The sequence below is a fragment of the Paenibacillus sophorae genome (genome assembly GCF_018966525.1).
Lineage (GTDB): Bacteria > Bacillota > Bacilli > Paenibacillales > Paenibacillaceae > Paenibacillus_AQ > Paenibacillus_AQ sophorae.
In genome coordinates this window covers 156,028-179,662 of record NZ_CP076607.1, presented here as the reverse complement: position 1 = coordinate 179,662, position 23,635 = coordinate 156,028, and the positions used below count along the sequence as shown (strand labels likewise).

Sequence of the window (23,635 nt, the reverse complement as noted above, 5' to 3'; positions counted from 1 at the left end):
AATGTCCAAAATAAAGACACGGGGTAAGCCGCCGCTAATCCCGCTGAACGGACCACTCCGTCATCTAGCGGATACAATAATGATTACCGTCGGCTCGCTCATTACCGCGCTCGCCTTCAACTTGTTCATGCTGCCTAATCGGATTGCTTCCGGCGGCGTATCGGGCTTGTCCGTCTTGGCGGAGTCGTGGTTCGGAGCGGAGCCGGCTTTTACCCAGTGGGCGCTCAACATCCCGCTATTCATACTTGGTGTGCTCATCCTGGGCCGGAACTATGGGCTCCGGTCGCTGCTAGGCAGTTTTGTACTCCCGTTATTTATTTATTTGACCAAAGACGGTCCAGTGCCGACTACCAATCCACTGCTGGCCTCTATCTACGGAGGAATTGGTGTCGGCCTCGGTCTGGGCCTTGTGTTCCGCGGACGCGGCTCGACAGGGGGCCTTACGATTCTGGCGCAGATTATCCAGAAGGTGACCGGTCTTAGCTTCTCCATGTCCGTCGTCCTGCTGGATGGCACGGTTATTACGCTGGCGGCATTCGTACTGGGGATGGAGCAGGCGATGTACGCGCTGATTGGTCTGTTCGTAACGGGCAGAGTGATCGACGCGCTGGAAGTGGGCTTCAGCTATACGAAGGTGGCCTACATCATTTCGGATCATACAGAGGCGATCTCCGAAGCGATTCTGAATGATTTGGACCGTGGCTTGACGAAGCTGGAGGCTCAAGGCGGATATACCGGCGACAACCGCACAGTGCTGATGGTGGCAGTTGGGCAGAATGAGACAACCCGTCTCAAAGCGATTGTCCGCTCGGTAGATGCTGACGCCTTCGTCATTATCAGCGACGCCCATGAGGTGCTGGGCAAAGGGTTCAAGAGAGAAGCGTAGTTTTTCCTATACTTTATTAGGAGAAGCGGCGCTTCTTTTTTCGAATCCACTATTCTTGCAGGATATAAATGTTACACAATCTGTTGTATTTATATTAATCCGGTTGTATAATAATACATATTTCTTAGGACGGCGGATAATGGATATATCCGGTATAATAGAGAGAAAAGGCAGGAGGAACCGGGAATGACGGTGGAAGGCAAGTTAAGGGCGGCAATCGTGGGATCAACAGGCTATGGAGGCGTGGAGCTGATCAGGCTTCTGCAGGGTCATCCGAAGGTTGAAATTACTTCAGTAATCTCCTCTTCTAGCGCGGGGGCGCCGATTGAAGAAGGATTTCCACATTTGACCGGCGTGCTCAGCAGGAATCTGGACGGAGTGGATGCGGCGGAGATGAAGGAGAGGGCGGATGTCGTATTCACGGCAACGCCGGCCGGCGTCAGCGCCAAGCTGGTTCCGCAGCTGCTGGAGGCGGGGCTTAAGGTCGTTGATCTGTCCGGCGATTTCCGGCTGAAAGACGGCGGCGAATACGAACGCTGGTATAAACATCCGGCACCGCAGGAGAGTTATTTGGAGCAGGCGGTTTACGGGCTGTGTGAGGTATTCGGAGAACGTGTGGCAGGCGCGGAGTTCATCTCCAATCCGGGCTGCTATCCGACAGCGACGCTGCTTGGTCTGATTCCGGCGGTTAAAGCAGGATGGATCAAATCGGACAGCATCATCGTCGACGCGAAATCGGGCGTATCGGGTGCTGGACGCGGAGTGAATGTGGGCGTTCATTATGCGGAAGTAAATGAGAATTTCAAAGCTTATAAGATCAACAAGCATCAGCATATTCCTGAAATCGAGCAGGCTCTTACGGAGATTGCCGGGGAAGCGGTGACGGTAACATTCACCACCCATCTCGTTCCGATGACGCGGGGGATTATGACCACGATCTATGCGGGGATGACCGGGGATTACAGCGAGCAGGACTTTATAGAATTGTATCGCAGCTATTATGAGGGCAGATCTTTTGTCCGGGTGCGTAATGCGGGAATCTGGCCGGCGACCAAGGAAGTCAGCGGATCGAATTATTGCGACATCGGATTTGCTGCGGATGCCCGTACTGGCCGAATCACAATTATTTCGGTTATCGACAATCTTGTGAAAGGCGCCGCTGGGCAGGCGATTCAGAATCTCAATTTAATGATGGGATGGGAGGAAACCCTTGGGCTCGGTTACACGCCTGTGTATCCGTAAAGCTAAGCGGGAAATAAGAACATGAGCGAGAAGCTGTACACCGTCGTGGAAGGCGGAAGCATAACGACACCGAGAGGATTTACATCCGGAGGCCTGCACTGCGGCTTGAAAAAAACCGACCGCAACGATCTCGCCGCCATACTGTGCGAGGTGCCGGCGACGGCTGCGGCGGTATATACGACGAACCTGTTCCAGGCTGCTCCTCTTAAGGTAACACGGGAAAGCCTCGGCAGCGGAGTTCTTCGGGCTGTTGTTGTCAACAGCGGCAATGCCAATGCCTGTACTGGAGAACAGGGCGAGGCCGATGCCTATGAGATGCGGGCGGTCGCCGCACGGCACTTGGGCGTAAGCGAGGACGATGTGGCGGTTGCATCGACGGGAGTTATTGGCGAGCTGTTGAAGATGGACCGCGTACGCAGCGGCTTGGCCGCTCTACCGGAGAAGCTCTCTGGTGATGCGGACGGAGCGGAGGAGTTCTGCCAGGCGATTTTGACCACCGATTTGGTGAAAAAGGAATGCTGCGTGAAGATATGGATCGGGGATACGGAAGTCCTAATCGCCGGCGCTGCGAAGGGTTCTGGCATGATTCATCCGAATATGGCCACCATGCTCGGCTTTATGACGACGGATGCCGCCATTGGGCAGGAGGAGCTTCAGACGCTGCTGCGCAAGGCAACGGATACGACCTTCAATATGATTACCGTGGACGGGGATACAAGTACGAACGATATGCTGGTTGCGATGGCCAGCGGTCTGGCCGGAAACGAGGAGCTGAATAAGCTGCATCCGGATTGGGAGGCTTTTGAAGCGGCGTTTACGCATGTGTGCCGCCATCTTGCTATGGCGATTGCCAGAGACGGCGAGGGCGCAACCCATTTGGTTGAGGTGCAGGTTAACGGCGCGGGCGACGAGGCGGCGGCGCGTGCGATTGCGAAGACTGTGGTAGGCTCCAGCCTGGTGAAATCCGCCATATTCGGTGCGGATGCGAACTGGGGGCGGATTATTGCCGCAGTCGGCAGAGCGGGCGTTCCGGTATCGGTCGACAAGGTGGATATATCGCTTGGCACGATCGAGGTGCTTCGCCAGTCGAAGCCGGTGGCATTTGATGAAGCGGAAGCCTTGGCCTATTTGCAGGGGGATACTACACTTATTACCGTGAATTTGGCTGACGGCGAGGGTAACGCCACGGCATGGGGCTGCGATCTGACGTATGATTATGTGCGGATTAACGCCGCATACCGGACTTAAGAGACGGCCTCGGCCAATTGCTGCAAGGTATATACAGGTAGCGGCATAATACAGCCTCTTACAAGGAAGGATAACGAAACTCATGACGCAAAGCGATGCATATGAAACGAATAGCGCGGGCAATGAGAGAATGTTCGTGATGAAGTGCGGCGGCAGTACGCTGACCGCGCTTCCGGATTCTTTTTTTGACGAACTCCGGCATCTGCAGGAGGATGGTGTGCAGCCGATAATCGTTCACGGCGGCGGACCGGCGATATCGGGCAATCTGGCTCGTCTCGGCATTGAGAGCAGCTTTGTGAACGGCCTGCGGGTGACGACCGAGGAAGTGCTCGACGTTGTAGAGATGACGCTGTCCGGCAGCATCAATAAGGCGATTGTACGGCGAATTCAGGGGAGCGGCGGCAGAGCGATCGGCTTGTCCGGCGTAGATGGCAATCTCATTACGGCCGCTCCCGTGGTGAACAGTGACGAGGTAGGGCTTGTAGGCCATGTGACCGGGGTGAAAGCGGAAATTATAGCGGGCATTCTGGCGCTCGGGTATATGCCTATTATTGCGCCGCTTGGCGTGGACAATGTGGGCCAGCGGTACAATATTAACGCCGATACGGCTGCGGGAGCGGTCGCTTCCTACATGAAGTCGCCGCAAATGATTGTGGTGACCGATGTCCCGGGCATTTTGACGACTGCGGAAGATGGAAGCAAGAAGGTTCTGCCGATGGTGACGGTTGCCGAGATTGACAAGATGATCGACAGCGGCGAGATTTACGGGGGGATGATCCCCAAGGTCCGAGCCGCGGTGGACTGTATCCAGGGCAGTGTGTCCGAGGTCGTCATTGTCGACGGCAAGGAGCCGGGAGTGCTGAGCCGGGTGCTGTCCGGTGAAACCATCGGTACGCGGATCGTGCGAGAGTAAGGGAATAGCGGAAGATCAGGCAAACGGCAAAGGACGGTATATGAGGAACGCCGGGGGCCTGCTGGACTTATAGCAAATAAATAATGCCGAAAGCCGCGTCAGGCGGTGTGGGCGGGGGAGAGTGAATGAAAATGAGCAAGCTTACGCAGGCGGAAAGTCATTCTTTGAAGGAAGTACAGGTCGCGGACACGGGAGCGGAAATCAGCACGGCGGGTCAATCGGCGGCTTCCGGCAAGCTGGAACATGTTTTTCCATCCTATGCGAGATACGACATCAGTCTGGTCAAGGGCAAAGGAAGCTGGGTATGGGACGACAAAGGCAATAAATATCTCGATTTCACCTGCGGTCTGGCGGTGACCAGCCTTGGACACGCTCCGGAGAAGGTTGGCGAGAGATTGAAAGCCCAGATCGACACGCTGTGGCATGTATCTAACCTGTTCCACATCCCTGGACAGGACAAGGTGGCCGAACTGCTGACAGCGAACAGCTGCGCGGATCAGGTGTTCTTCTGCAACAGCGGAGCGGAATCGAACGAAGCCGCGATCAAGCTGGCGCGCCGCTATCACCAGAAGGTGAAAGGTACGGGGCGCTACGAGGTCATTACATTCGAGCAGTCTTTCCACGGACGCACGCTGGCTACGCTGACGGCAACGGGACAGCAGAAGGTAAAAGACGGCTTTCTGCCGCTGCCGCAGGGCTTTGTCACGGTGCCTCTCCATGATCTTCCGGCGCTTGAAGCAGCCATCGGGGAAAATACGGCAGCCATCATGCTGGAGATGGTGCTGGCGGAGGGCGGCGTGCTTGAGGTGCAGCCGGAGTTCTTGAATAGCGTCGTAGCGCTGTGCAAGAAGCACGGGCTGCTGCTGATCGTGGATGAAGTGCAGACCGGAATGGGCCGCACGGGCAAGCTGTTCGCGCATCAGCATTACGGTATTGAGCCGGATATTTTTACGGTTGCCAAGGGCATAGCGAGCGGCTTCCCGGCAGGGGTGATGCTTGCGAAGGGCTATCTGCGCGAGGCGTTCACTCCGGGCACTCATGCCACGACGTTCGGCGGCACGCCGCTGGCGACGGCGGTCATGGCGGCTACCATCGAGACGATGCTGGAGGACAATCTTCCGCAGCGCGCGGCCGAGTCCGGCGAATATTTGACCGGGCTTCTGAAAGAGAAGCTGGCCGATTGTCCATTCGTAGTGGACGTCCGCGGCAAAGGTCTGCTGATCGGCATCGAGTGCCAATCTCCTGTTGGTGATATCGTGCTGGCCGGTCAATCCAAGGGTCTGCTGTTCGTCACGGCGGGAACCCATGTCATCCGTCTGCTGCCGAACCTGTACGTAACAAAGGAAGAGATTCGCCAGGCGGTGGACATCCTTTCGGATCTCATTCATACTTATGCTATCGAGCATCAGGCTAAGTGATAGCGCAAAGCGGACGATTCAAGCAATAAATTAGCGGGTACAGTTCCCGCAGTATAGATAGGCTTTAACTAACTCCCCTTTTTGCAGGGTTATTTGGCAGGGCCATATTATGAATAACAAGGAGGAACGGATTCATGAGTCAGAGCATCACGGACAATTCACAGGGCATCGTGCTCAAAGGCCGGGATTTTCTGGAGCTGGATGACTACAGTACGGAAGAAATCCAGTATCTGATTGATCTGGCGATCGAGCTGAAGCGCAAGCAGAAGAACGGCGAAGTATATCAGCCGCTGCTGGGCAAGACGATCGGTCTTATTTTTGAAAAATCATCCACACGCACACGCGTATCCTTTGAGGTAGGCATGTTTCAGCTTGGCGGACATGCTTTATTCCTGAGCAAAAACGACATCCAACTCGGACGCGGCGAGACGGTGGGCGATACGGCGCAGGTCATGTCGCGTTATCTGGACGGCATCATGATCCGCACATTCGGACATGACAAGGTTGAAGAGCTGGCCCGCTACGCTTCGGTGCCCGTCATTAACGGCCTGAGCGATCTGGCGCATCCGTGCCAGGTGCTGGCCGACTATCAAACCGTCTATGAGCAGAAGGGTCAGTTGAAGGGCCTGAAGCTTGCCTTTATCGGCGACGGCAACAATATGGCGCATTCCCTGCTGCTTGGCGGGGCTAAGCTTGGCGTCCATGTCTCCATTGCGGGACCGGAAGGTTACGAGCCGGATGCTGCGGTTGTGGCCAAAGCGCGGGAAATCGCCAAAGAGACCGGCTCCGAGATCGTCATCACGCGCAGTCCGGAGGAAGCGGTGAAGGATGCCGATGTCATCTATACGGACGTATGGGCAAGCATGGGCTTCGAGGAAGAGCAGCTCAAGCGGGAAGCCGCGTTCAAGGATTACCAGGTTAACGAGGAGCTCGTCAAAGGCGCGAAGAGCGACTATATGTTCCTGCACTGTCTGCCTGCCCACCGGGGCGAGGAAGTGACCGCTGGAATTATCGACGGACCGAACTCCTTCATTTTCGATGAGGCGGAGAACCGGCTGCATGCGCAAAAGGCGCTGATGGCCGCCCTGATGGGCTGACCTGTCCAGCTTAGCGATCAAGCGCAGCGAGAAATCCCTTAAGCAGAAAGGAAGAATTTTTTAATGGCAAAAGAAAAAATCGTGCTCGCCTATTCCGGCGGCCTGGATACCTCGGTCATTCTGAAATGGCTGAAAGAAACGTACGACGCGGAAATTATCGCTTTTACGGCCGATATCGGCCAGAAGGAAGAATTGGACGGTCTGGAGGAAAAAGCGCTCGCCACCGGCGCGTCGAAAGTATATATCGACGACCTGCGCGAGGAATTCGCCAAGGATTTCATCTACCCGATGTTCCAGGCCGGGGCGCTGTACGAAGGGCAGTATCTGCTCGGCACCAGTATCGCCCGCCCGCTGATCGCTAAACGCATGGTCGACATCGCCATCGCGGAAGGTGCCACGGCTATTGCGCACGGCGCCACCGGCAAAGGCAACGACCAGGTGCGATTCGAGCTTGGCGCGGCTGGCCTTGCTCCGAACATCAAGGTTATCGCGCCTTGGCGGCTCGAAGAGTTCCGCAATCAGTTCCCTGGACGCGCGGAAATGATTGCCTACGCGGAAGCGAACGGCATTCCGGTTCAGGCATCGGCGGCGAAGCCGTATTCCATGGACCGCAATCTGCTGCATATCAGCTATGAGAGCGGAGTCCTGGAAGATCCGTGGTTTGACGCCAGCGCTCCCGAGAACAAGGAGATGTTCCTGCTAACGAATGCGCCCGAGGACGCTCCGAACGAGTCGGAATATCTTGAGCTGGAATTCCTGAAGGGCGACTGCGTTGCCCTTAACGGCGAACCGCTTGCACCTCTGCAGGTTATGGAGAAGCTGAACGAGCTTGGCGGCAAGCACGGCATCGGCCGCGTGGATATGGTCGAGAACCGTTTTGTCGGCATGAAGAGCCGTGGGGTATACGAGACTCCTGGCGGCACGATCTTGTTCACCGCCCACCGCAAAATGGAATCCATCACGATGGACCGTGAAGTGATGAACGTCCGCGATAGCCTGATTACCCGTTACAGCACGCTGGTTTATAACGGCTTCTGGTTCGCTCCGGAACGCAAGGCGATTCAGGCGCTTGTGACCGAGAGTCAACAGAACGTAACCGGAACCGTACGCCTCAAACTGTATAAAGGCAACATTATCGCCGCCGGCGTTAAGAGTCCGGTCAGCCTGTATAATCCGAATATCGCGACGATGGAGGCAGATCCGACGCAGGCCTACGATCAGGGTGACGCTACCGGATTCATCCGCCTGAACGCACTGCGCCTGAAGGTTTCCACAGGAGTGGCCGAATCGGCGAAATAAGGCAACCTGAGCAATAAGGTATACCCGGGACTGGGGAGCGGCAGTATATCCTCACAAGCCCGGGTTTTTCCATGAAAGCGCACGGAAGAGATCTATTTTGAAAAGGGGGAATCGAGCAGTGAGCAAGCTGTGGGGTGGACGTTTCACTAAAGGAACGAACAAGCTTGTGGAGGAATACACAGCCTCCATCGGCTTCGATAAAGCGTTGGCAGAAGAAGATGTGCAGGGCAGCCTGGCGCATGTGACGATGCTGGGCAAATGCGGGATTTTGCCGCAGGAAGATGTGGAGACGATTAAGGAAGGGCTTCAAAAGGTGCTGGAAAAGGTTCGCGCCGGAGAGGTTGAATTTTCCGTCTCGGACGAAGATATTCATATGAACATCGAGAAGCAGCTGATCGGGGAGATTGGACCGGTCGGCGGCAAGCTGCACACGGGACGCAGCCGCAATGACCAGGTGGCGACGGACATGCATTTGTATTTGCGCAACCGGGTCGTGGAATTGACTGACCTGCTGCATGGGCTTCAGGAGGCGCTGATTGAGCAGGCCAGGGACAATGTGGAGACGATTGTGCCCGGATACACGCATCTGCAGCGGGCGCAGCCGATTCTGTTCGCGCATCATTTGCTTGCCTATGTGTCGATGTTCCGCCGGGACGCGGAGCGGCTGACGGACAGCTACAAGCGCATCAATGTACTGCCGCTGGGCGCCGGTGCGCTGGCGGGAACGACTTTTCCGATTGACCGGCATTTTGTAGCGGAACAGCTAGGTTTTGACGGCGTCTACGAGAACAGTCTGGATGCTGTCAGCGACCGCGATTTTATCGTCGAGTTCCTGGCGAACGCTTCGCTGATCATGGCGCATCTGTCGCGTCTGAGTGAAGAATTGGTGCTGTGGAGCAGCACGGAGTTCAGCTTCGTGGAGCTGGATGACGCCTTCTGCACAGGCAGCAGCATTATGCCTCAGAAGAAGAATCCCGACGTGCCGGAGCTTGTGCGCGGCAAGACAGGCCGTGTATACGGCAACCTGATCGGGCTGCTGACGGTGCTGAAATCCCTGCCTCTGGCGTACAACAAAGACATGCAGGAAGATAAGGAAGGCATGTTCGACACGGTTGCGACGCTGACAGGCGCCCTTCAATTGTTCGCACCGATGATTGCGACGATGAAGGTCAACAAGGGACGGATGCGGGAAGCGGTGAACACCGATTTCTCCAACGCGACGGATATTGCGGATTTCCTCGTCGGCAAAGGACTGCCGTTCCGCCAGGCGCATGAAGTCATCGGGAAGACGGTGCTGTACTGCATCAATGAAGGCAAATTCCTGCTCGATCTGACGCTGGACGAGTTCAAGCAGTTCTCGCCGTTGTTCGACGAGAATATTTATGCCGTACTTCAGCCGGAAGCGGTTGTCAATGCGCGCAATGTGTACGGCGGTACGGCAACGGTGCAGGTGCAGGCGGCGATTGGGCGGGCGGAAGAGAGTCTGCTCGAAGCGAAAAAATGGGTTGCGGAGCATGCAGCGAAACTTTAAGCGTACGGTGCCAGGCCCGAAGTCGGATCAAGAGGCCATCACGGTTAATGAACTAAAAATGACATTCAAACGGACATTCGTTTGAATGTCATTTTTTTTAGGGGGATTTTCGCGAACTGGTGTATCTGAAAAGGGGAATGTTTCCAAAATCTGCGACCGTACATCCTTTTTACAACACTTTTAATTAAAGATGGAATATTCCTGCGAGCATACATGTTTTCCGCGCTCGATCTCCTGCTATTGCAGAAATCGCTTGAAATTCCTGCACGCTCGCAGCTTTTTCCCAATCGACCAAAGGATCGACGAAAAAAGATGTGCTATAGCAGTTTTGACTGCACCGGAAAAGTACCCGTTTGTGGAGAAGAGGAGACCACTTTGAAGCGGAGAAGAGCAGCTTTTTTAATAAGTGGATTTATCCTCTCGAAGTGAATGTATCCTATCAAAGTGAAATTATCTTCTCAGCGGCAGCCAGGCCAGCACATCTTGAATTTTGGTATCCCAGTATCCCCATTCATGTGTTCCCGGGCTCTCCTCATAAGTCAAGGATAGGGAGGTAGCTCGGGCGGCATCACGAAAACGCAGATTGTCCTCATACAAAAAATCCTCCGTACCGCAGCATTGGTACAGCATCGGCTTTGGTCCGCTCGAGGCGTCTACCTTGCGAATCAAGGCCAGAAGGTCCTCGTCCGTTCCTGAGATATCCTCAGTGCCAAAAATCATTTCAAATTCTTGTTTGGACATAGCGTTACCATGGTTGATATGAAGATGCGCCACTTCCAGCGCTCCGGACAGGCTGGCAGCAGCCGCAAAAGACTCCGGCTTGCGAAGCCCCAGCTTGATTGCCCCATAGCCTCCCATCGACAAGCCTGCCACGAAGTTATCCTCACGCTCCGCAGACAGTGGAAAGAAAGACCTTGCCAGCACCGGAAGCTCTTCACTGATAAAGGTCCAGTATCGGCCTCCGTAAGCCATGTCCGTGTAAAAGCTGCGATGTACCTGTGGCATAACGACCGCAATCCCCAGGTTCGCGACATAGCGCTCAATCGACGTGCGGCGAATCCAAGTGGAGTGATCATCAGACAATCCATGCAGCAGGTACAAGGTAGGATGCAGACCGTTACGGGCAGTGCTTCTCATTCCGATTTGTGTCTTCGTCTTCTGCGGCAAAATCACTGTCATCGACGTGCTTAGTCCCAGTGTTTCCGAATAATGACGGCATTCGATTAAAGCCATATTATCGACTCCTCCTTTTGGGCAAATCATACCATAGTTATCAGCGACCTATATTATAAGAATGAATAAAGTTCTTCTGCAAGCGTGGTTGGCGGGATACGGTCGGCAGCATATGGTAAAGGAGAACAAGCCACGCTTAAGCTATGACGAATGTGTAATTAGGCTGGAATCGACATGTCTTCCGGATAACTTGTTTGAATTATAGAGGGGAGGCGGAGGTATGAACAAAAGCGGAAGGTTGAGGGGGCAAGCGAGGCGTGTCCAACTATGACTGCCCGGCGAGCAAATCGGAGACATAGACGGCTCCGGCCAGCTTGCCGCAGTCAGTAACAATAATGCAGTCATTCTGCTGCATCGGGTGGCGGTCCATAGCCATTGCCAGAACCGTATGCGGCGCAGCGGCGATGTCGACAATCAGCGGGTCTTTGTGAGCCAGCTTCATTGCAGGTTCTCTGTAGAATGTATCCATTCCGTACCGGCCGGTCGCCTTTAAAAAGAACTTCTCGCTCATCAGCAGTCCCACCGGCTCGTCTGCCGGATTGCAGAGGACAAGGCATTTGGACTCCGGGTGCTCGAACATCAGGCGAAGCGCCTGCCGACAGGTGTGGTGGTCATAAACGATCGGCGCAGGTCGCATAAGATCGGCCAGCTTAAGATCGGTCGATATTGCCGTAGTTGTCATATGAAGTCATCCCTTTCTGAATGTAGTGATTACTTGAGTATATCACTAGTATATCAGCAGATTGTAAAGAGGACGGCTTGCTTAGGTAAAGCACGAATTAAATATGCTGGGCGGCACTCAAAGCCTACTTGCTTAAGCGCCGCCCGGTACATGTAATCTCCTAGAAGCCCCCTCAATTATTCTTTCTTATTCCGTCCTCCACCAGCGGACGCTCGGAGGGCTCCGGCGCGGCTGGTCTTGCTCCGCCAGGACCGACGGCGACAAGGGTTTGCTGCGGCCGGTAGATGTCGCGCGACAGTTTTCTTCTGTCTACGGCCTTGCCGTCAACCTTGCGGGTGAGGTAGGTTTCCACAATATATCCAGTTTTGCCGTTCTGGAGCGTGCGTGAAGCCCCGGACGGCAGGGATGCATCGGAAACCGTCCGCCTGCCGGGCGGCAGGATTTCCACAGTCCGCGACTCAACCTCATATGATACGTTTTGCGGGAAGGTGCCGAAGAGCTTGACGGTCAGCGCGCGGCCCTGCACGGCGGATCGGATTAATAAATAGCGGCCGGTGTTGTTGCGGAAGCGGAAATTGATCGACCCCTGGGAGAATGTAGCATCCTGGCCCTTGGGCAGATAGCTTACCGGCAGCGAGTGGCTGCGCCGCTCCACGATTTCAAGTCCCGTCCGCAGCGCCGCGTTGTACAGGGTGCTGGATACCTGGCAGATTCCGCCGCCGACGCCCGGCTGAAGCCTGCCGTTCACGATGACCGGCGCCTCGCGGAATCCGGTGGTCTTCTCCGCTTTTTCGATAGCTTTGCTGTAATCGAATATTCCTCCTGGGGGCAGCAGCGTATCATTCACCGCCTTTGCAGCCGATTCCACGTTGTAGCTTCTCCCCGGTCCGCTTGAGCCCAGCGAGGTGCTGAATTCGGCAATCTTGCGCGCCACTCCCTGTTCCCGAAGCGACTCTACCGTCACATCCGGCTGCATGATTTTAAGCGGAAGCTTAGCGGTGATGCCCGTGCTCCGCACAGCCTCCAGCCGGTCGAAGCTTCCCGGAAGCACGGCCCGAAGCGAAGCATCCATGCCGTTCCAGTCAACCCTGCGGGAGGTTTCTCCCGGTGTATAGACGATTTGGTCGCTCTCCGTAATTCTCCGGGTGGCATTCACAGGTTCGCCGAAAGCGGTCCGCTCCCACTGAGGACTCAAAGTTCGTTTCAGCACAGCGCTGTCCCAGCCCGCCTCAAGCCCCCATGTCTTCGCGAAGCCGTGGCGGGCCTTGGCCCTCTCCAGAAGGCTCCCGTCCGTCAGCCGGTCCAGGCTCTTCAGAAACCCGTCCGCATTATATGAAATGCCCGCTTCCTTAAGCGCAATCCGGATCTCCGTCTCCCCGTCTCCCGTCAGTGTGATCGGGATTGCATGCACCGCTTGGAGCTTCCGGTCCAGTTCCGTACGCGCCTCCGCGATATCCATTCCGCCGACACTCCAACCCGCAAGCGTTGTCCCCTTCGGCACGCTGCGCTGTCCCGCATATAAGTACAGCCCCCCGTATACTAGCGAAGCCGCTAATATTAGTCCGATTAGCGCAATCAGGGCGCCATGTGTTTTTCTCATCGCAATGTCGTCTCCTCTGATACCGAAAATTTGCGCCAAGAGGCGCCGGTTCTGCCGTGAAGGCCTTTAGAAATGCGGTCCGCCATGCCGATATAGTTATAGGGACGCGGGCCTGGTCTTGATCGGTTAAATATATGCCGGGTCTCAGCAAAACTTTCGGGTACTCAAGCAGTTACGGATTTGTTACAATAGATACGTCTGTGGTAATATCGCAGTTTTTGATAGCTTACGCAGTGGATTGTCGAAGAGCGTGGAACGGATAAGTCAGAATCGGGAAGTGATAAAGATGATCGAAATGCAGGATATCTGGAAGACATATCCTAATGGCACCCATGCACTTCAAGGAGTGTCGGTCAAAATCGACCGGAACGAATTCGTATATATCGTCGGCCCGTCGGGCGCGGGTAAATCGACGTTCATGAAATTGATTTATAGAGAAGAAGCGCCGACTAAGGGCCAGATTTCCGTGGGAGGTTTCAATATCGGCAAGCTGAAGCCGCGCAAAATCCCTTACGTTCGCCGAAATATCGGTGTAGTGTTCCAGGATTTCAGGCTGCTTCCGAAGTTGACGGCTTTCGAAAATATCGCGTTTGCGATGGAGGTTATCGAAGCGCCGAGAAAGCAAATCAAGAAGCGGGTGAACGAGGTGCTCGACCTGGTGGGCCTGCGTTCCAAAGCGAATCGCGAGCCTTCCCAGCTCTCCGGCGGGGAACAGCAGAGGATCGCCATCGCCCGGGCCATCGTCAACAATCCTTCGGTCATTGTGGCAGACGAACCTACGGGCAATCTGGACCCGGAGACATCGTGGGGCATTATGCAGCTGCTGGATGAAATTAATTTTCGCGGTACAACCATAGTCATGGCCACCCATAACCGGGATATCGTGAACAAAATGCGCAAACGTGTTCTGGCCATCGAGCATGGAGAGATCGTCAGAGACCAACTGAGAGGAGAATACGGATATGAGTTTTAAAACCTTCTTGCGGCATGTGCGGGAAGGCTTCAAGAACGTATTCCGCAACGGCTGGATGTCGGTGGCCTCCATCACATCCATTGTCGTCTCCTTGCTAGTGCTGGGCGTCTTTATTTTATTGGTATTAAATGTAAATTCATTAGCAGACAAAGCGGACAGTCAAGTGCAGATCACCGTTCATTTGACGCTGGAGACGAATCAAGCGCTGCGTGAGACGCTCCAGAATGAGATCGGCAGCATGCCCGAGGTCAGCAAAATCGAGTTCGTCCCCAAAGAGCAGGGGCTGGAAGAGCTGCGCAAGGATTTGGGGCCGGATGGCGACAACATACTGGAAGGGTTTGACAAAGACAATAACCCGCTCAATGACGCTTTCCGGGTTGAAGTAGTGAAGGCGACGACCGTGCCGTTTGTGGCGGATAAGATCAAGGCCCTGAACGATACCCACCCCGAGAAACCGATCTACAAGGTGAAATATGGGGAGGGCGCTGTGGAGACTCTGTTCAAAATCACGCACACGATCCGCAACGTCGGTTTTGTTTTTGTCGCAGGGCTCGGTGTAATGTCGATGTTCTTGATTTCCAATACGATCCGGGTGACCATACTGGCCCGCCGCAAGGAGATCGGAATTATGAAGCTGGTGGGGGCAACGAATGCCTTTATCCGCTGGCCGTTTTTTATAGAGGGCGCGCTGATCGGACTGCTTGGCTCGCTTATTACCGTCGGGGTCTTATATGCCGGTTATACCGGTCTGAATACATCCATGAAGGGTGATCCGCTGCTGGGCTGGAGAATATTGCCCTTTACCGATATCTGGATGCAGCTGAGCGGTCTGCTGGTCGGACTTGGGGTGCTGATCGGCGTTTGGGGAAGCACCGTGTCCATCCGCAAGTTTTTGAAGATCTGAACAATTAAGAACAAAGGACGGGGAACGTGAGTTGAGAAAAATAGCCGCCGGTTTAGCCGTATTGCTGCTGTCTGCCGTAATGTTCCAGCCCTCTGAAGGATATGCCAAGAAACCAAGCGTCGCCGAAATCGACAAGCAGCTCAAGCAGTTGCAGCAGGATGTTAAGAACGCGAAATCGCAGCAGGAAAAAGCGGCTGCCCAAGGTCAGCAGGCCCAGCACTACAAGAATAAAACGAACCAGAATCTGCAATATGTGCTCGGCCAGATCGAACTGGTCAAGGGCGAAATGAAGCAGATTTCTACTAAAATCGATAACACCGAGGAATCGCTCAAGACAACGGCTTCCGAACTGGACGCCGCGCAGGAGCGGGTGGATTCGCGGCAGAAGCTGATTGAATCCCGCGTGCGTCTCATGTACACGGATGGAGCGGTGTCTTACCTTGATGTGCTGCTCTCTTCCAAAAGCTTCTCGGATTTTCTTGACCGCGCGGATTCGCTTAAGCTGATCGTAGACCAGGACCAAGATTTGCTGGACCAGCATAAGCGGGATGAAGCGACTGTTACCCAAAAGAAGAAAGAGCTTGAAGGGCAGTACGCCCTGGCCAAGCAGCTGTACACCGATCTGGAATCGCAGCGGAGCGTCTTGAAGGAGAAGGAAGCCGAGAAGCAGGAACTGATCGCTTATTACGACAAGGCCATCGATGATGCGGAGGATATCAGCCAGGAGCAGAACGCCAAGCTGGTGCAGCTCGCAAGTCAGCGCGCGGCGCTCGAAGACCAGAAGGATAAGCTGAAGGCTGAGGAAGCAGCGAGAAGGGCGGCGGCGGCTAAGGCGGCAGCGGCAAAAAGAGCAGCCGCGGAAGCGGCGAGAAGAGCAGCGGCGGCCAGCAGATCCGGCGATTCTGGTGCGGAGCATGGCGGCGGCGACTCGAGCAGCACCTACGCCAGCGGCGGCGGACCGCTGCTGCTGCCCGTGGGCAACGCGCGGGTATCCTCGCCGTACGGCTACCGGATTCATCCGGTGACGGGAGAACGCAAGCTGCATACCGGCGTTGACTTCGCCGTTCCGCAGGGTACGGACATTCATGCGGCCGAAGCGGGCACCGTCATTGTCGCGGAATGGTGGAGCGGCTACGGCTACTGCGTGGTTATCGACCACGGCGGCGGCATGTGGACGCTGTACGGCCACATCCGCGAGGGCGGAATCAAGGTTAGCGTAGGAGACAAGGTGGAGCGCGGACAGACCATTGCGGAATCGGGCTCTACCGGACGGTCAACCGGACCGCATCTTCACTTCGAGGTGCGGATTGACGGAAAGCCGGTTGAACCGATGGATTACTTATAGTTTAGCGGCATAATAAATAATATTTGGCGTTACGGCATATACTGGAAGTCAGACCGATCCTTACGGGACGGACCTCAGGCATACCGGCATGATGGACAAGAAGGGACGGTGAAGGCTTCATGTTAAAAAAGAGCACGGCGGCTTTTATGGTCATCGCAGCTCTGCTGTGCGGCAGCCTGCTGACGCTTGCTGTGACGGGCTCGCTCTTTTCCGGACAAGCTGCCGGAGAAAGCGTGGCATCCGCCCCGGCAAGCGGCGGGCTTGCGCAGAGCGAAGCGAAGAAGCTTGGGACGACGCTTAGTCTGATCGAAGGAAATTACTACCAGAGCGTGGACCGAAGCAAGCTGATCGACGGCGCGGTTAACGGGATGATGGAAGCGCTCGGCGATCCTTATTCGAACTATATGGCCAAGGAAACGGCGGAGAAATTTGAAGAGAGCATTGAGGGCTCTTTCACCGGCATTGGAGCCGAGGTCGCCTCGGATAACGGCAAAGTCGTCGTCGTGTCTCCGATTAAAGGTTCGCCGGCAGAGAAGGGCGGAATTCAGGCGAAAGATATTATCGTGTCCGTGAATGGAACAACGCTTACAGGAATGGATTTGAACGACGCGGTCGCCAAAATCCGCGGCCCCAAAGGCAGCACAGCGGTCCTCGTCATCCAGCGCAGCGGTTCCGCCCAGCCCCTGACGTTCAATATCAAACGGGATAACGTGACACTGGAGACGGTCTACTCCTCCATGGAGAAGAACGGCGTTGGCGTGATCGAGATTACGCAGTTCTCGCTGAACACTGCCGACCGCTTCAAGGAAGAGCTGGCCAAGCTGGAGAAGAAGGGACTCAAAGGTCTTGTCATTGACGTCCGCAACGATCCCGGCGGCGTCCTCCCGGTTGTCATCGATATTGCCGAGCAGTTCGTGCCAAGAGGCAAGACGATCGTTCAAGTAGAGAACAAGAACAAGGAACGTGAACTGACGACCTCCAAGGGCAGCGGCAAGGATTATCCGGTCACTGTGCTGATGAACAAAGGCAGCGCGAGCGCATCGGAGATCTTGGCGGGAGCGCTGCAGCAGTCTGCCGGAGCCAAGCTGATCGGCGAGAATTCCTTCGGCAAGGGAACAGTGCAGACCAGCTTCGACAAGCAGCTCGGCGATGGCAGCTTGCTCAAGATTACAATCGCCAAATGGCTGACGCCGAACGGAACTTGGATTCACGGCAAGGGAATCAAGCCGGATATCGCCGTGGCCCAGCCGGATTATTTTTCGGTGACGCCAATCGACAAGAGTGTGCCGCTCCAGTACAACTCAAACAGCTCGAATGTGAAGAGCGCGCAGACCATGCTTGACGGTCTGGGCTATAAGCCGGGGCGCAAGGACGGATATTTTGACACCGGCACGAGGGACGCGGTGAAGAAATTCCAGAGCGCAGTCAAGCTGAAAGTTACCGGTATTATTGACGCTAAGACGGCGGAGGCGCTGGAAGCCGCATTGATCAAGGCGATCCGAAATCCTGCGAGCGACAATCAACGCAACCGGGGAATTGAAGAGATACGGAAGGAAATCGGGGCGAAGGCGTCGAATTCATGAAGAAGGCTGATTACAGCCTTCTTTTTTCATGCTGTTAAAGAACGGGACCCAATATTTACTGTTTAAAAAGGCCTGTCTTTGATTATCCCATTCCATTAGAATAGAGGATGAAGCCGCGACTTAAGAGAGCGCAGCCAAAGGAGCGTGACGATCGGTTTGAATGACATGCTGGAACTGCTGGCAAGCTTGGGGAATGCAGCGCTGCATATGCTGGCGCAGCCCTTTTATTATATCGCTTTGCTGTTCATTGGCCTTTATTACCGCAGGCAGACGCTGCTGGAGCGAAGGCTCATTCATGTAAAGCTGCACAGCTGGGGCAGGGAAATATGGCGCGCCATATGGACGGGTCTGGCCGCAGGTGTTCTCGTCTCGCTTGCAGCCATGCTGCTCGGCGTTTCGGTAACGGGTCCGGCAGTTGTCTGCATCTGGGTGGTCAGCCTAGTTCTGCTGCTGTTCCGGGTGCGGTACTTCTGCTTCGCGTATTCCATCGGCCTGCTTGGAATTATTCAGTTTGCCCTGTCCTTCTTTCCTGGCTTCCTCCCCGGCGGTCTTGGCGGAGAGGCCGTGACAGCGGTTAGAGGAATGGATATTCCCGCGCTGCTTGCTTTGGCTGCCATCCTGCATGTGGTCGAGGCGCTGCTCGCCCGCTGGCAGGGGCCGGCGCTTGCGACGCCGCTGTTTCTGGAAGGCAAGCGCGGCCGGGTGGTGGGCGGATACCGGATGGAGGCATTCTGGCCGCTGCCGCTCTTTCTGCTCGTTCCCGCAGGCGCGGGAGCCGGCGAGCTGCCGTGGCCGACGCTGCTCGGCGGAGGCCTCGGCCTCGTCTCGCTGCCTGTCGTCATCGGCTTCAGCCAACTGACGACGGGCATGCTGCCAAAGAGCAAAGCGGCCCGCGCCTCGGGACGGCTGCTGCTCTGCGGCGCCGTCCTGCTGGGCCTCGCGCTGCTCGCGGCCCGGTACAGCCCGCTGACGCTGCTCGCGGCGCTCGCGGCTCTGCTGCTGCACGAAGGGCTGGTGTGGTACGGCGCTCTGGAGGAGCGCCGCAGCAGCCCCTTCTTCGTGCATCCGCCGCACGGCCTGAAGGTGCTGGCCGTGCTGCCCGGCAGCCCCGCGCAGGAGCTGGGCATCCTGCCGGGCGAGATCCTGCTGAAGGTCAACAGCGAAGCGTTGACCGGAAAGGCGCAGCAGCTGCATGAAGCGCTGCGCCGGAGTCCGGCGTTCTGCAAGCTGGAGGTGCAGAACGCCGCAGGCGAGAGCAAGTACCTGCAGCGCGCCATTTACGACGGCGACCATCATCTGCTGGGCGTCATTCTGGCGCCCCAGCCGGATGAAGACACGACGGCGCCAGAGAAGCCGGCCGGCATTGTGGGCATTGCCCTGATGAAGACGGGCGCCCGCCGCAGGGTATCCGGCGCCTCGGCACTGCCGGCCCGGAGGGAGACGGCAGCGGCGCAGGAGACGGCGGCTTCGCGAGAGGCGGCAGCGGCGCAAGAGACAGCAGCTTCGCGAGAGGCGGCCCCTGCGCTTCCCGCGCTCGGAACGCCGGGACCGCTGCCAGGCTCAGGCAGAGCGGAATCGGCGAAACGATAAGCCCGCAACGAACGAATGTGGCGACAAGTCGCATTGCGCCAAAAGAACGGACAAGCCCGGATTTCCGAGAGATCGGGATCCGGGCTTTTGTTGCCTCGTTCTTCTGCTGCAATATTAAATCGGTCGCCGCAGCGGGGCTGTAGCGGTCTCCAAGCTCGGGTACCCCCGCCATGCGTGCTGCAAATACGCGGCCTCTCCCTACAGCGTGTGCACTGCTAACACGGCCGCTCCCGGTGTTCATGTACTGCTGCATAACACGGCCGCACCCGGTGTGCATACGCTGTTGCATAACGCGGATTGCTCCCGATGTGCATGTGCTGTTGCATAACGCGGATTGCTCCCGATGTGCTGTGTGCTGTATAACGCGGACGCTCCTGATGTGCGTTTGCTGCTGCACAACGTGCAACCCATATCGACACATACGTGTTCGGCCGCTCCCCGCGCGCGTTGAGCCCTGCATAGCACATGCCGGGAGAGGCCACCTAGCCTTCCATCGCCGCGCAGAGGCGGATGAAGGAACAAAGGGGCCGTTTGGTCAGCCGGAATAGGCAACATTCTCCTGCAAACCTGCAGGTTTTTTCGGTGAATTTCGCCCGGAAAAAGGAAATGGATGCGAGGGTGCAGTTATTTAATGCTTACACGCCGAAATGGGGAGAAGGGGGGCAAAATGCCTGCGCATTTGCAGGAATGGATTCGGGGAGAGGGTTTTTACGAGAAATAGATGTACAAATGCATTAATTCTTCGCAACCTTCTGACACTGCCCTTCTGCTTTGCCTTGGGGGTGAACGGCTGTACCGCTTGTTGCCTACTGGAAGGCAAACCTCGGCTCACTGTAAAGTAAGCTCATAATTCCACTCAAGTCGTCCTCTCTTGCTGAATCACCTGGCAGGCATTGATTTTACAGGTGAAGCCATCCTTTTGGCTCCTCTACGAATACTGCTCGGATTCACCGCCCATTTTTCAAATAAAAAATAGCGATCTGCGTCCGGTCCCGCAGTCCCAGCTTGCTCAATATTTCGGTTATGTAGTTTTTGACCGTTCCTTCGCTTAAGAATAGTTCGGCGGCAATTTCCTTATTCGAATGCCCCTCAGCGATTGCCTTGACAACCGACTGCTCCGTCTTGGTCAGCCCGTAAGATTCCAGCGGACAGGGGGACGTGTTCCCGGCCGAGGGCTGAAGAAAGTTCGCGAGCTTGCGGGCAATGTCGGGATGAATGAGCATGTTGCCTTCATGGACCGTTTTGATGCCCTGGATAATGCGGTCCGGGGGGATGTTTTTGAGCAGATAGCCGCTGGCTCCGCCTTTGAGCGCCTCGATAATATATTCGTCATCGTCGAAGGTGGTCAGCATCAGCACGGCAGCCTGCGGATAACGCCGCTTGATCAGCCGCGCCCCTTCCACGCCGTCAATGCCGGGCATGCGGATATCCATCAGCACAACATCGGCTTCCGCCCCGCTCTCCAGCAGCTTCAGCGCCTCTCCGCCGTCTCCTGCGGCCCCCGTTACCTCAATCTCCGGGTCCATACCGATGAGCACCTTCAGACTTTCCCTTATAAAAGAATCGTCGTCCACGATTACGACTTTAATCATGCTTGCCGTTCCCCTTTCTGTAAGAAATCTGCTCTGCCGCCCTAAATGATTTCACTTTGCTTATAGACCGGCAGCTTCGTTATGACAGTGAAGGGATAAGCAGCCCGGACCTCGAACGTTCCGCCGACCAGCCGGGTTCGCTCCTCCATCCCTTTTAACCCCATGCCGCCGGCAGCGCCGGTAAGGTGCAATCTTGGGTTCCCTGGGCTCCCGCCGGACAACCGTTCCGAGCGGGTTCCATCGTCCCGGTTGTCGCTCTTGCTCTCCGGTGTCTCACTGCCGTACTCTTCCATCCCTGTTTTTCCGTTATTGCTGACCTCCATCGTAACTTCGGACGGGCTGTAGCAGAGCTTGATGCCGACCGATGTCGCGTGTCCGTGCCGGAGTCCATTGGTGATGGCCTCGCGGGCATTTTTGTACAGGACGACCTGAAGGCTCGGATAGAGCGGATAAGGTGCGCCCTCCACCGTATAAGAGGTCTTGATGCCGGTGTCCCGGCCGGTCTCCTCCAGCAGCCGGTCCAGGGCATAGGCGCCATCAAGCCGCGGGCCCCGGCCGATGCGCCTTACGGCGGCGCGCAGGTCATCCATGCTCTGCGCAAGCTGATCGCGCACTTGTCCCATCATGGTCATGCCTGCCTCCGGCGCGGAGGGAAGCGTGTGCAGCGCGGCCTCCATCATCATTTTGACGCGGATCAGCCGGTGGCCGATGTCGTCATGCAACTGGCGGGAAATTCGCACCCGTTCCTCAGCTTGTGCGGCATTTTCCACTTGGGACGCGAACTGCAGCAGCCGATTGCGGGCTTCGTCCAGCTCGAAGTGCTTTTTGCGCAGCTCGTCATATAGATGAAGCGTCTCCTCCCGGCCGCGTCCCGCCGAATGAAGCTGGGCGCAGAGCGCGGCAGAGAGCAGGAAACTGAGGTTAACCCAGGCGCGGATCAGCGGAGAGTCGTCCATGACGGCGGTGTTCAGCACGGCCAGATGAATCCCCGCAAGCAGCAGAGGCAGCGAGCGGGGACGAAGGCGGAAATAGACGAGCAGCACAGACAGGGAAGGAAACACCAGCAGGCTTCCGTATCTGGAGCACAGCCAGGAAGAGTACAGCATTTCCAGCGCGGCCATCCCTGCGGTGAACCGTGCCGGTAAGCGCGCTCCCAGCGTCGCCAGCAGCAGAAGGATCAGCAGATGCAGGGTGAACCGGTCATTATCGGCATATTCTTGGACGTACATCGAGATAAAAGCCGGTATGGCAATCAGTCCGTACCGCAGCAGCTTCAGCTCCTTGTTCACACGCCGTCATCCTTTTCGTGAGAGAGATAGAGGTTAAGTGTCCTTCCTTCGCAACCGGCCTTTTTCAGTGAATGGCTGATCCTGGCGAGGGAAGGTGTATTATCGCATTTCCATCTTAGCACATCCTATGTGCTGCGGTACCCGGGTTTGGCCGCTTGTTCACAAAGAGATGACTTAAGTCACCTTCACTTCATGACCTTCCGTACCTTCGGCGGCTTCGGGGCTGCGCTACAATGAAACCATGAAGAATAAGGGACAGGAGAGATGAACAATGGCGCTTGCGCAGCTAACCGATGTGGTAAAAAGATATGACAGCAAGTTGACGGTAGACCATGTGAATTTGAGCATCCGGGAGGGTGAGATTTTCGGTCTGCTTGGTCCGAACGGCGCGGGCAAAAGCACGACGATCAGCATGCTCTGCGGTCTGCTGAAGATGGACGGGGGAAGCATAGTCATTGATGGCGTTTCCGTAGCGCAGCAGCCGCTTGAGGCCAAAAAAAGAATCGGGCTCGTCCCCCAAGACCTTGCACTGTACGAAGATCTGACTGCCTGGGAAAATGCATCCTTTTTCGGAAAACTGTACGGCCTGCGCGGCGAACTGCTGAAGGAACGGGTGCAGGAGGCGCTGGAGTTTACCGGACTCGCCGACCGTGCGAAGGATAAGCCGTCCACTTTTTCAGGAGGGATGAAACGGCGGCTGAACATTGCCTGCGCCATTATGCACCGGCCCAAGCTGATTATTATGGATGAACCTACGGTGGGAATCGACCCGCAATCCCGTAACCATATCCTTGAATCGGTCAAAGCGCTCAATAAGCTGGGTTCCGCCGTCATCTATACAAGCCACTACATGGAAGAGGTTGAAGCCCTTTGCGACAGGGTGGCGATCATGGATAAGGGGCATATCATTGCTTGCGGGACGGAAAAAGAGCTGCGGGAACGGGTCGCCCACGAAGAGAAGATCGTCATCAAAGCTGGCAGTATCACGCCTGAACTGATTCTGGAACTTCAGCAGCATCCCCGGGTGACCCGGGTGGAAGCGGAAGGAGAGACGGTGGAGCTGTATCTGCCGTCGTCCCAAAGCGAGCTGCAGGACATTCTCTTTATTTTCGCCAAGCATGGGGGCGTCATTCAGACGCTGCAAATCGAGGAACCGGATCTGGAGACGTTATTCCTGAGCCTGACCGGACGGACCTTACGGGATTAGGAG

General features: G+C 56.0%; 20 protein-coding genes. 15 read left to right on the top strand and 5 right to left on the bottom strand.

All coding sequences use genetic code 11. From position 1 onward, the window contains the following. Position 1: 1 nt before the first annotated feature. The 8 genes from KP014_RS00800 (at position 2) to argH (ending at position 9,634) form a co-directional block, all read left to right on the top strand. Entirely contained in the window at positions 2 to 886 is an 885-nt protein-coding gene (locus KP014_RS00800) for a YitT family protein (RefSeq protein ID WP_036604487.1), read from the top strand. A gap of 186 nt (positions 887 to 1,072) precedes the next feature. Beyond that, positions 1,073 to 2,128 (top strand): N-acetyl-gamma-glutamyl-phosphate reductase, encoded by a 1,056-nt coding sequence (gene argC / locus KP014_RS00795; protein ID WP_036604488.1) that lies wholly within the window; start codon positions 1,073 to 1,075, stop codon positions 2,126 to 2,128. A gap of 21 nt (positions 2,129 to 2,149) precedes the next feature. After that, positions 2,150 to 3,376 carry a bifunctional glutamate N-acetyltransferase/amino-acid acetyltransferase ArgJ gene (gene argJ, locus KP014_RS00790; RefSeq protein ID WP_036604489.1) on the top strand — a complete coding sequence of 409 codons (1,227 nt, stop codon included), beginning with the start codon at positions 2,150 to 2,152 and terminating at the stop codon, positions 3,374 to 3,376. Positions 3,377 to 3,458: 82 nt separating this feature from the next. Continuing rightward, a complete protein-coding gene (argB, locus tag KP014_RS00785) occupies positions 3,459 to 4,289 on the top strand; it encodes an acetylglutamate kinase (RefSeq protein WP_036604490.1) in 831 nt (276 codons plus the stop codon). Positions 4,290 to 4,420: 131 nt separating this feature from the next. After that, positions 4,421 to 5,707: an aspartate aminotransferase family protein gene (locus KP014_RS00780; RefSeq protein WP_036604499.1), complete on the top strand. Its 1,287-nt coding sequence runs from the start codon at positions 4,421 to 4,423 to the stop codon at positions 5,705 to 5,707. A gap of 134 nt (positions 5,708 to 5,841) precedes the next feature. Continuing rightward, the gene (argF, locus tag KP014_RS00775) at positions 5,842 to 6,804 is read left to right on the top strand and encodes an ornithine carbamoyltransferase (protein ID WP_036604491.1); all 963 of its coding nucleotides are present in this window, start codon (positions 5,842 to 5,844) and stop codon (positions 6,802 to 6,804) included. A gap of 63 nt (positions 6,805 to 6,867) precedes the next feature. Then, positions 6,868 to 8,103 (top strand): argininosuccinate synthase, encoded by a 1,236-nt coding sequence (locus tag KP014_RS00770; RefSeq protein ID WP_036604492.1) that lies wholly within the window; start codon positions 6,868 to 6,870, stop codon positions 8,101 to 8,103. A gap of 118 nt (positions 8,104 to 8,221) precedes the next feature. Next, complete coding sequence (gene argH / locus KP014_RS00765; protein WP_036604493.1) at positions 8,222 to 9,634, top strand: argininosuccinate lyase; 1,413 nt, start codon at positions 8,222 to 8,224, stop codon at positions 9,632 to 9,634. Positions 9,635 to 10,084: 450 nt separating this feature from the next. On the opposite strand, the gene KP014_RS00760 is transcribed toward argH, so the two are convergent. The 3 genes from KP014_RS00760 to KP014_RS00750 form a co-directional block, all read right to left on the bottom strand. Continuing rightward, entirely contained in the window at positions 10,085 to 10,867 is a 783-nt protein-coding gene (locus tag KP014_RS00760) for an alpha/beta hydrolase (RefSeq protein WP_090833804.1), read from the bottom strand. A 265-nt stretch (positions 10,868 to 11,132) separates the two neighbouring features. After that, entirely contained in the window at positions 11,133 to 11,549 is a 417-nt protein-coding gene (locus KP014_RS00755) for a CBS domain-containing protein (RefSeq protein ID WP_036597269.1), read from the bottom strand. A 172-nt stretch (positions 11,550 to 11,721) separates the two neighbouring features. Beyond that, entirely contained in the window at positions 11,722 to 13,149 is a 1,428-nt protein-coding gene (locus KP014_RS00750) for a VanW family protein (protein ID WP_090833803.1), read from the bottom strand. A 286-nt stretch (positions 13,150 to 13,435) separates the two neighbouring features. Here KP014_RS00750 and ftsE point away from each other — a divergent pair, with 286 nt between their 5' ends. From ftsE to KP014_RS00720, 6 genes are all read left to right on the top strand, one after another. Next, positions 13,436 to 14,122 carry a cell division ATP-binding protein FtsE gene (gene ftsE, locus KP014_RS00745; protein ID WP_036590696.1) on the top strand — a complete coding sequence of 229 codons (687 nt, stop codon included), beginning with the start codon at positions 13,436 to 13,438 and terminating at the stop codon, positions 14,120 to 14,122. Then, complete coding sequence (gene ftsX / locus KP014_RS00740) at positions 14,112 to 15,026, top strand: permease-like cell division protein FtsX (RefSeq protein ID WP_036590698.1); 915 nt, start codon at positions 14,112 to 14,114, stop codon at positions 15,024 to 15,026. The genes ftsE and ftsX overlap by 11 nt, the downstream gene beginning before the upstream one ends. A 31-nt stretch (positions 15,027 to 15,057) precedes the next feature. Next, a complete protein-coding gene (locus KP014_RS00735; RefSeq protein ID WP_036590701.1) occupies positions 15,058 to 16,371 on the top strand; it encodes a murein hydrolase activator EnvC family protein in 1,314 nt (437 codons plus the stop codon). A gap of 119 nt (positions 16,372 to 16,490) precedes the next feature. Further along, positions 16,491 to 17,954, top strand: coding sequence for a S41 family peptidase (locus KP014_RS00730; RefSeq protein ID WP_090833802.1), 1,464 nt, complete (start codon positions 16,491 to 16,493; stop codon positions 17,952 to 17,954). Between the two features lie 165 nt (positions 17,955 to 18,119). After that, positions 18,120 to 19,544, top strand: coding sequence for a PDZ domain-containing protein (locus KP014_RS00725; protein WP_175491798.1), 1,425 nt, complete (start codon positions 18,120 to 18,122; stop codon positions 19,542 to 19,544). 510 nt (positions 19,545 to 20,054) lie between these two features. After that, positions 20,055 to 20,282: a hypothetical protein gene (locus KP014_RS00720; protein WP_036590064.1), complete on the top strand. Its 228-nt coding sequence runs from the start codon at positions 20,055 to 20,057 to the stop codon at positions 20,280 to 20,282. Between the two features lie 209 nt (positions 20,283 to 20,491). On the opposite strand, the gene KP014_RS00715 is transcribed toward KP014_RS00720, so the two are convergent. Together KP014_RS00715 and KP014_RS00710 are read right to left on the bottom strand one after the other, a co-directional pair. After that, positions 20,492 to 21,136 (bottom strand): response regulator transcription factor, encoded by a 645-nt coding sequence (locus tag KP014_RS00715; RefSeq protein WP_036590062.1) that lies wholly within the window; start codon positions 21,134 to 21,136, stop codon positions 20,492 to 20,494. A 41-nt stretch (positions 21,137 to 21,177) separates the two neighbouring features. After that, positions 21,178 to 22,425, bottom strand: coding sequence for a sensor histidine kinase (locus KP014_RS00710; protein WP_036590060.1), 1,248 nt, complete (start codon positions 22,423 to 22,425; stop codon positions 21,178 to 21,180). A 271-nt stretch (positions 22,426 to 22,696) separates the two neighbouring features. Between KP014_RS00710 and KP014_RS00705 the strand changes: the two genes are divergently transcribed. Then, positions 22,697 to 23,632 (top strand): ABC transporter ATP-binding protein, encoded by a 936-nt coding sequence (locus KP014_RS00705; RefSeq protein ID WP_036590058.1) that lies wholly within the window; start codon positions 22,697 to 22,699, stop codon positions 23,630 to 23,632. Positions 23,633 to 23,635: the final 3 nt, after the last annotated feature.

What these genes read in the sequence shown, in the direction of transcription:
- KP014_RS00760 (WP_090833804.1), bottom strand. Translation starts at nt 10,867, where the DNA reads ATGGCTTTAATCGAATGCCGTCATTATTCGGAAACACTGGGACTAAGC.
- ftsX (WP_036590698.1), top strand. Translation starts at nt 14,112, where the DNA reads ATGAGTTTTAAAACCTTCTTGCGGCATGTGCGGGAAGGCTTCAAGAAC.
- ftsE (WP_036590696.1), top strand. Translation starts at nt 13,436, where the DNA reads ATGATCGAAATGCAGGATATCTGGAAGACATATCCTAATGGCACCCAT.
- KP014_RS00720 (WP_036590064.1), top strand. Translation starts at nt 20,055, where the DNA reads ATGAAGGAACAAAGGGGCCGTTTGGTCAGCCGGAATAGGCAACATTCT.
- KP014_RS00715 (WP_036590062.1), bottom strand. Translation starts at nt 21,136, where the DNA reads ATGATTAAAGTCGTAATCGTGGACGACGATTCTTTTATAAGGGAAAGT.
- argJ (WP_036604489.1), top strand. Translation starts at nt 2,150, where the DNA reads ATGAGCGAGAAGCTGTACACCGTCGTGGAAGGCGGAAGCATAACGACA.
- argF (WP_036604491.1), top strand. Translation starts at nt 5,842, where the DNA reads ATGAGTCAGAGCATCACGGACAATTCACAGGGCATCGTGCTCAAAGGC.
- KP014_RS00725 (WP_175491798.1), top strand. Translation starts at nt 18,120, where the DNA reads ATGCTGGAACTGCTGGCAAGCTTGGGGAATGCAGCGCTGCATATGCTG.
- argB (WP_036604490.1), top strand. Translation starts at nt 3,459, where the DNA reads ATGACGCAAAGCGATGCATATGAAACGAATAGCGCGGGCAATGAGAGA.
- KP014_RS00705 (WP_036590058.1), top strand. Translation starts at nt 22,697, where the DNA reads ATGGCGCTTGCGCAGCTAACCGATGTGGTAAAAAGATATGACAGCAAG.
- KP014_RS00770 (WP_036604492.1), top strand. Translation starts at nt 6,868, where the DNA reads ATGGCAAAAGAAAAAATCGTGCTCGCCTATTCCGGCGGCCTGGATACC.
- KP014_RS00750 (WP_090833803.1), bottom strand. Translation starts at nt 13,149, where the DNA reads ATGAGAAAAACACATGGCGCCCTGATTGCGCTAATCGGACTAATATTA.
- KP014_RS00755 (WP_036597269.1), bottom strand. Translation starts at nt 11,549, where the DNA reads ATGACAACTACGGCAATATCGACCGATCTTAAGCTGGCCGATCTTATG.
- KP014_RS00800 (WP_036604487.1), top strand. Translation starts at nt 2, where the DNA reads ATGTCCAAAATAAAGACACGGGGTAAGCCGCCGCTAATCCCGCTGAAC.
- KP014_RS00780 (WP_036604499.1), top strand. Translation starts at nt 4,421, where the DNA reads ATGAGCAAGCTTACGCAGGCGGAAAGTCATTCTTTGAAGGAAGTACAG.
- KP014_RS00730 (WP_090833802.1), top strand. Translation starts at nt 16,491, where the DNA reads ATGTTAAAAAAGAGCACGGCGGCTTTTATGGTCATCGCAGCTCTGCTG.
- argC (WP_036604488.1), top strand. Translation starts at nt 1,073, where the DNA reads ATGACGGTGGAAGGCAAGTTAAGGGCGGCAATCGTGGGATCAACAGGC.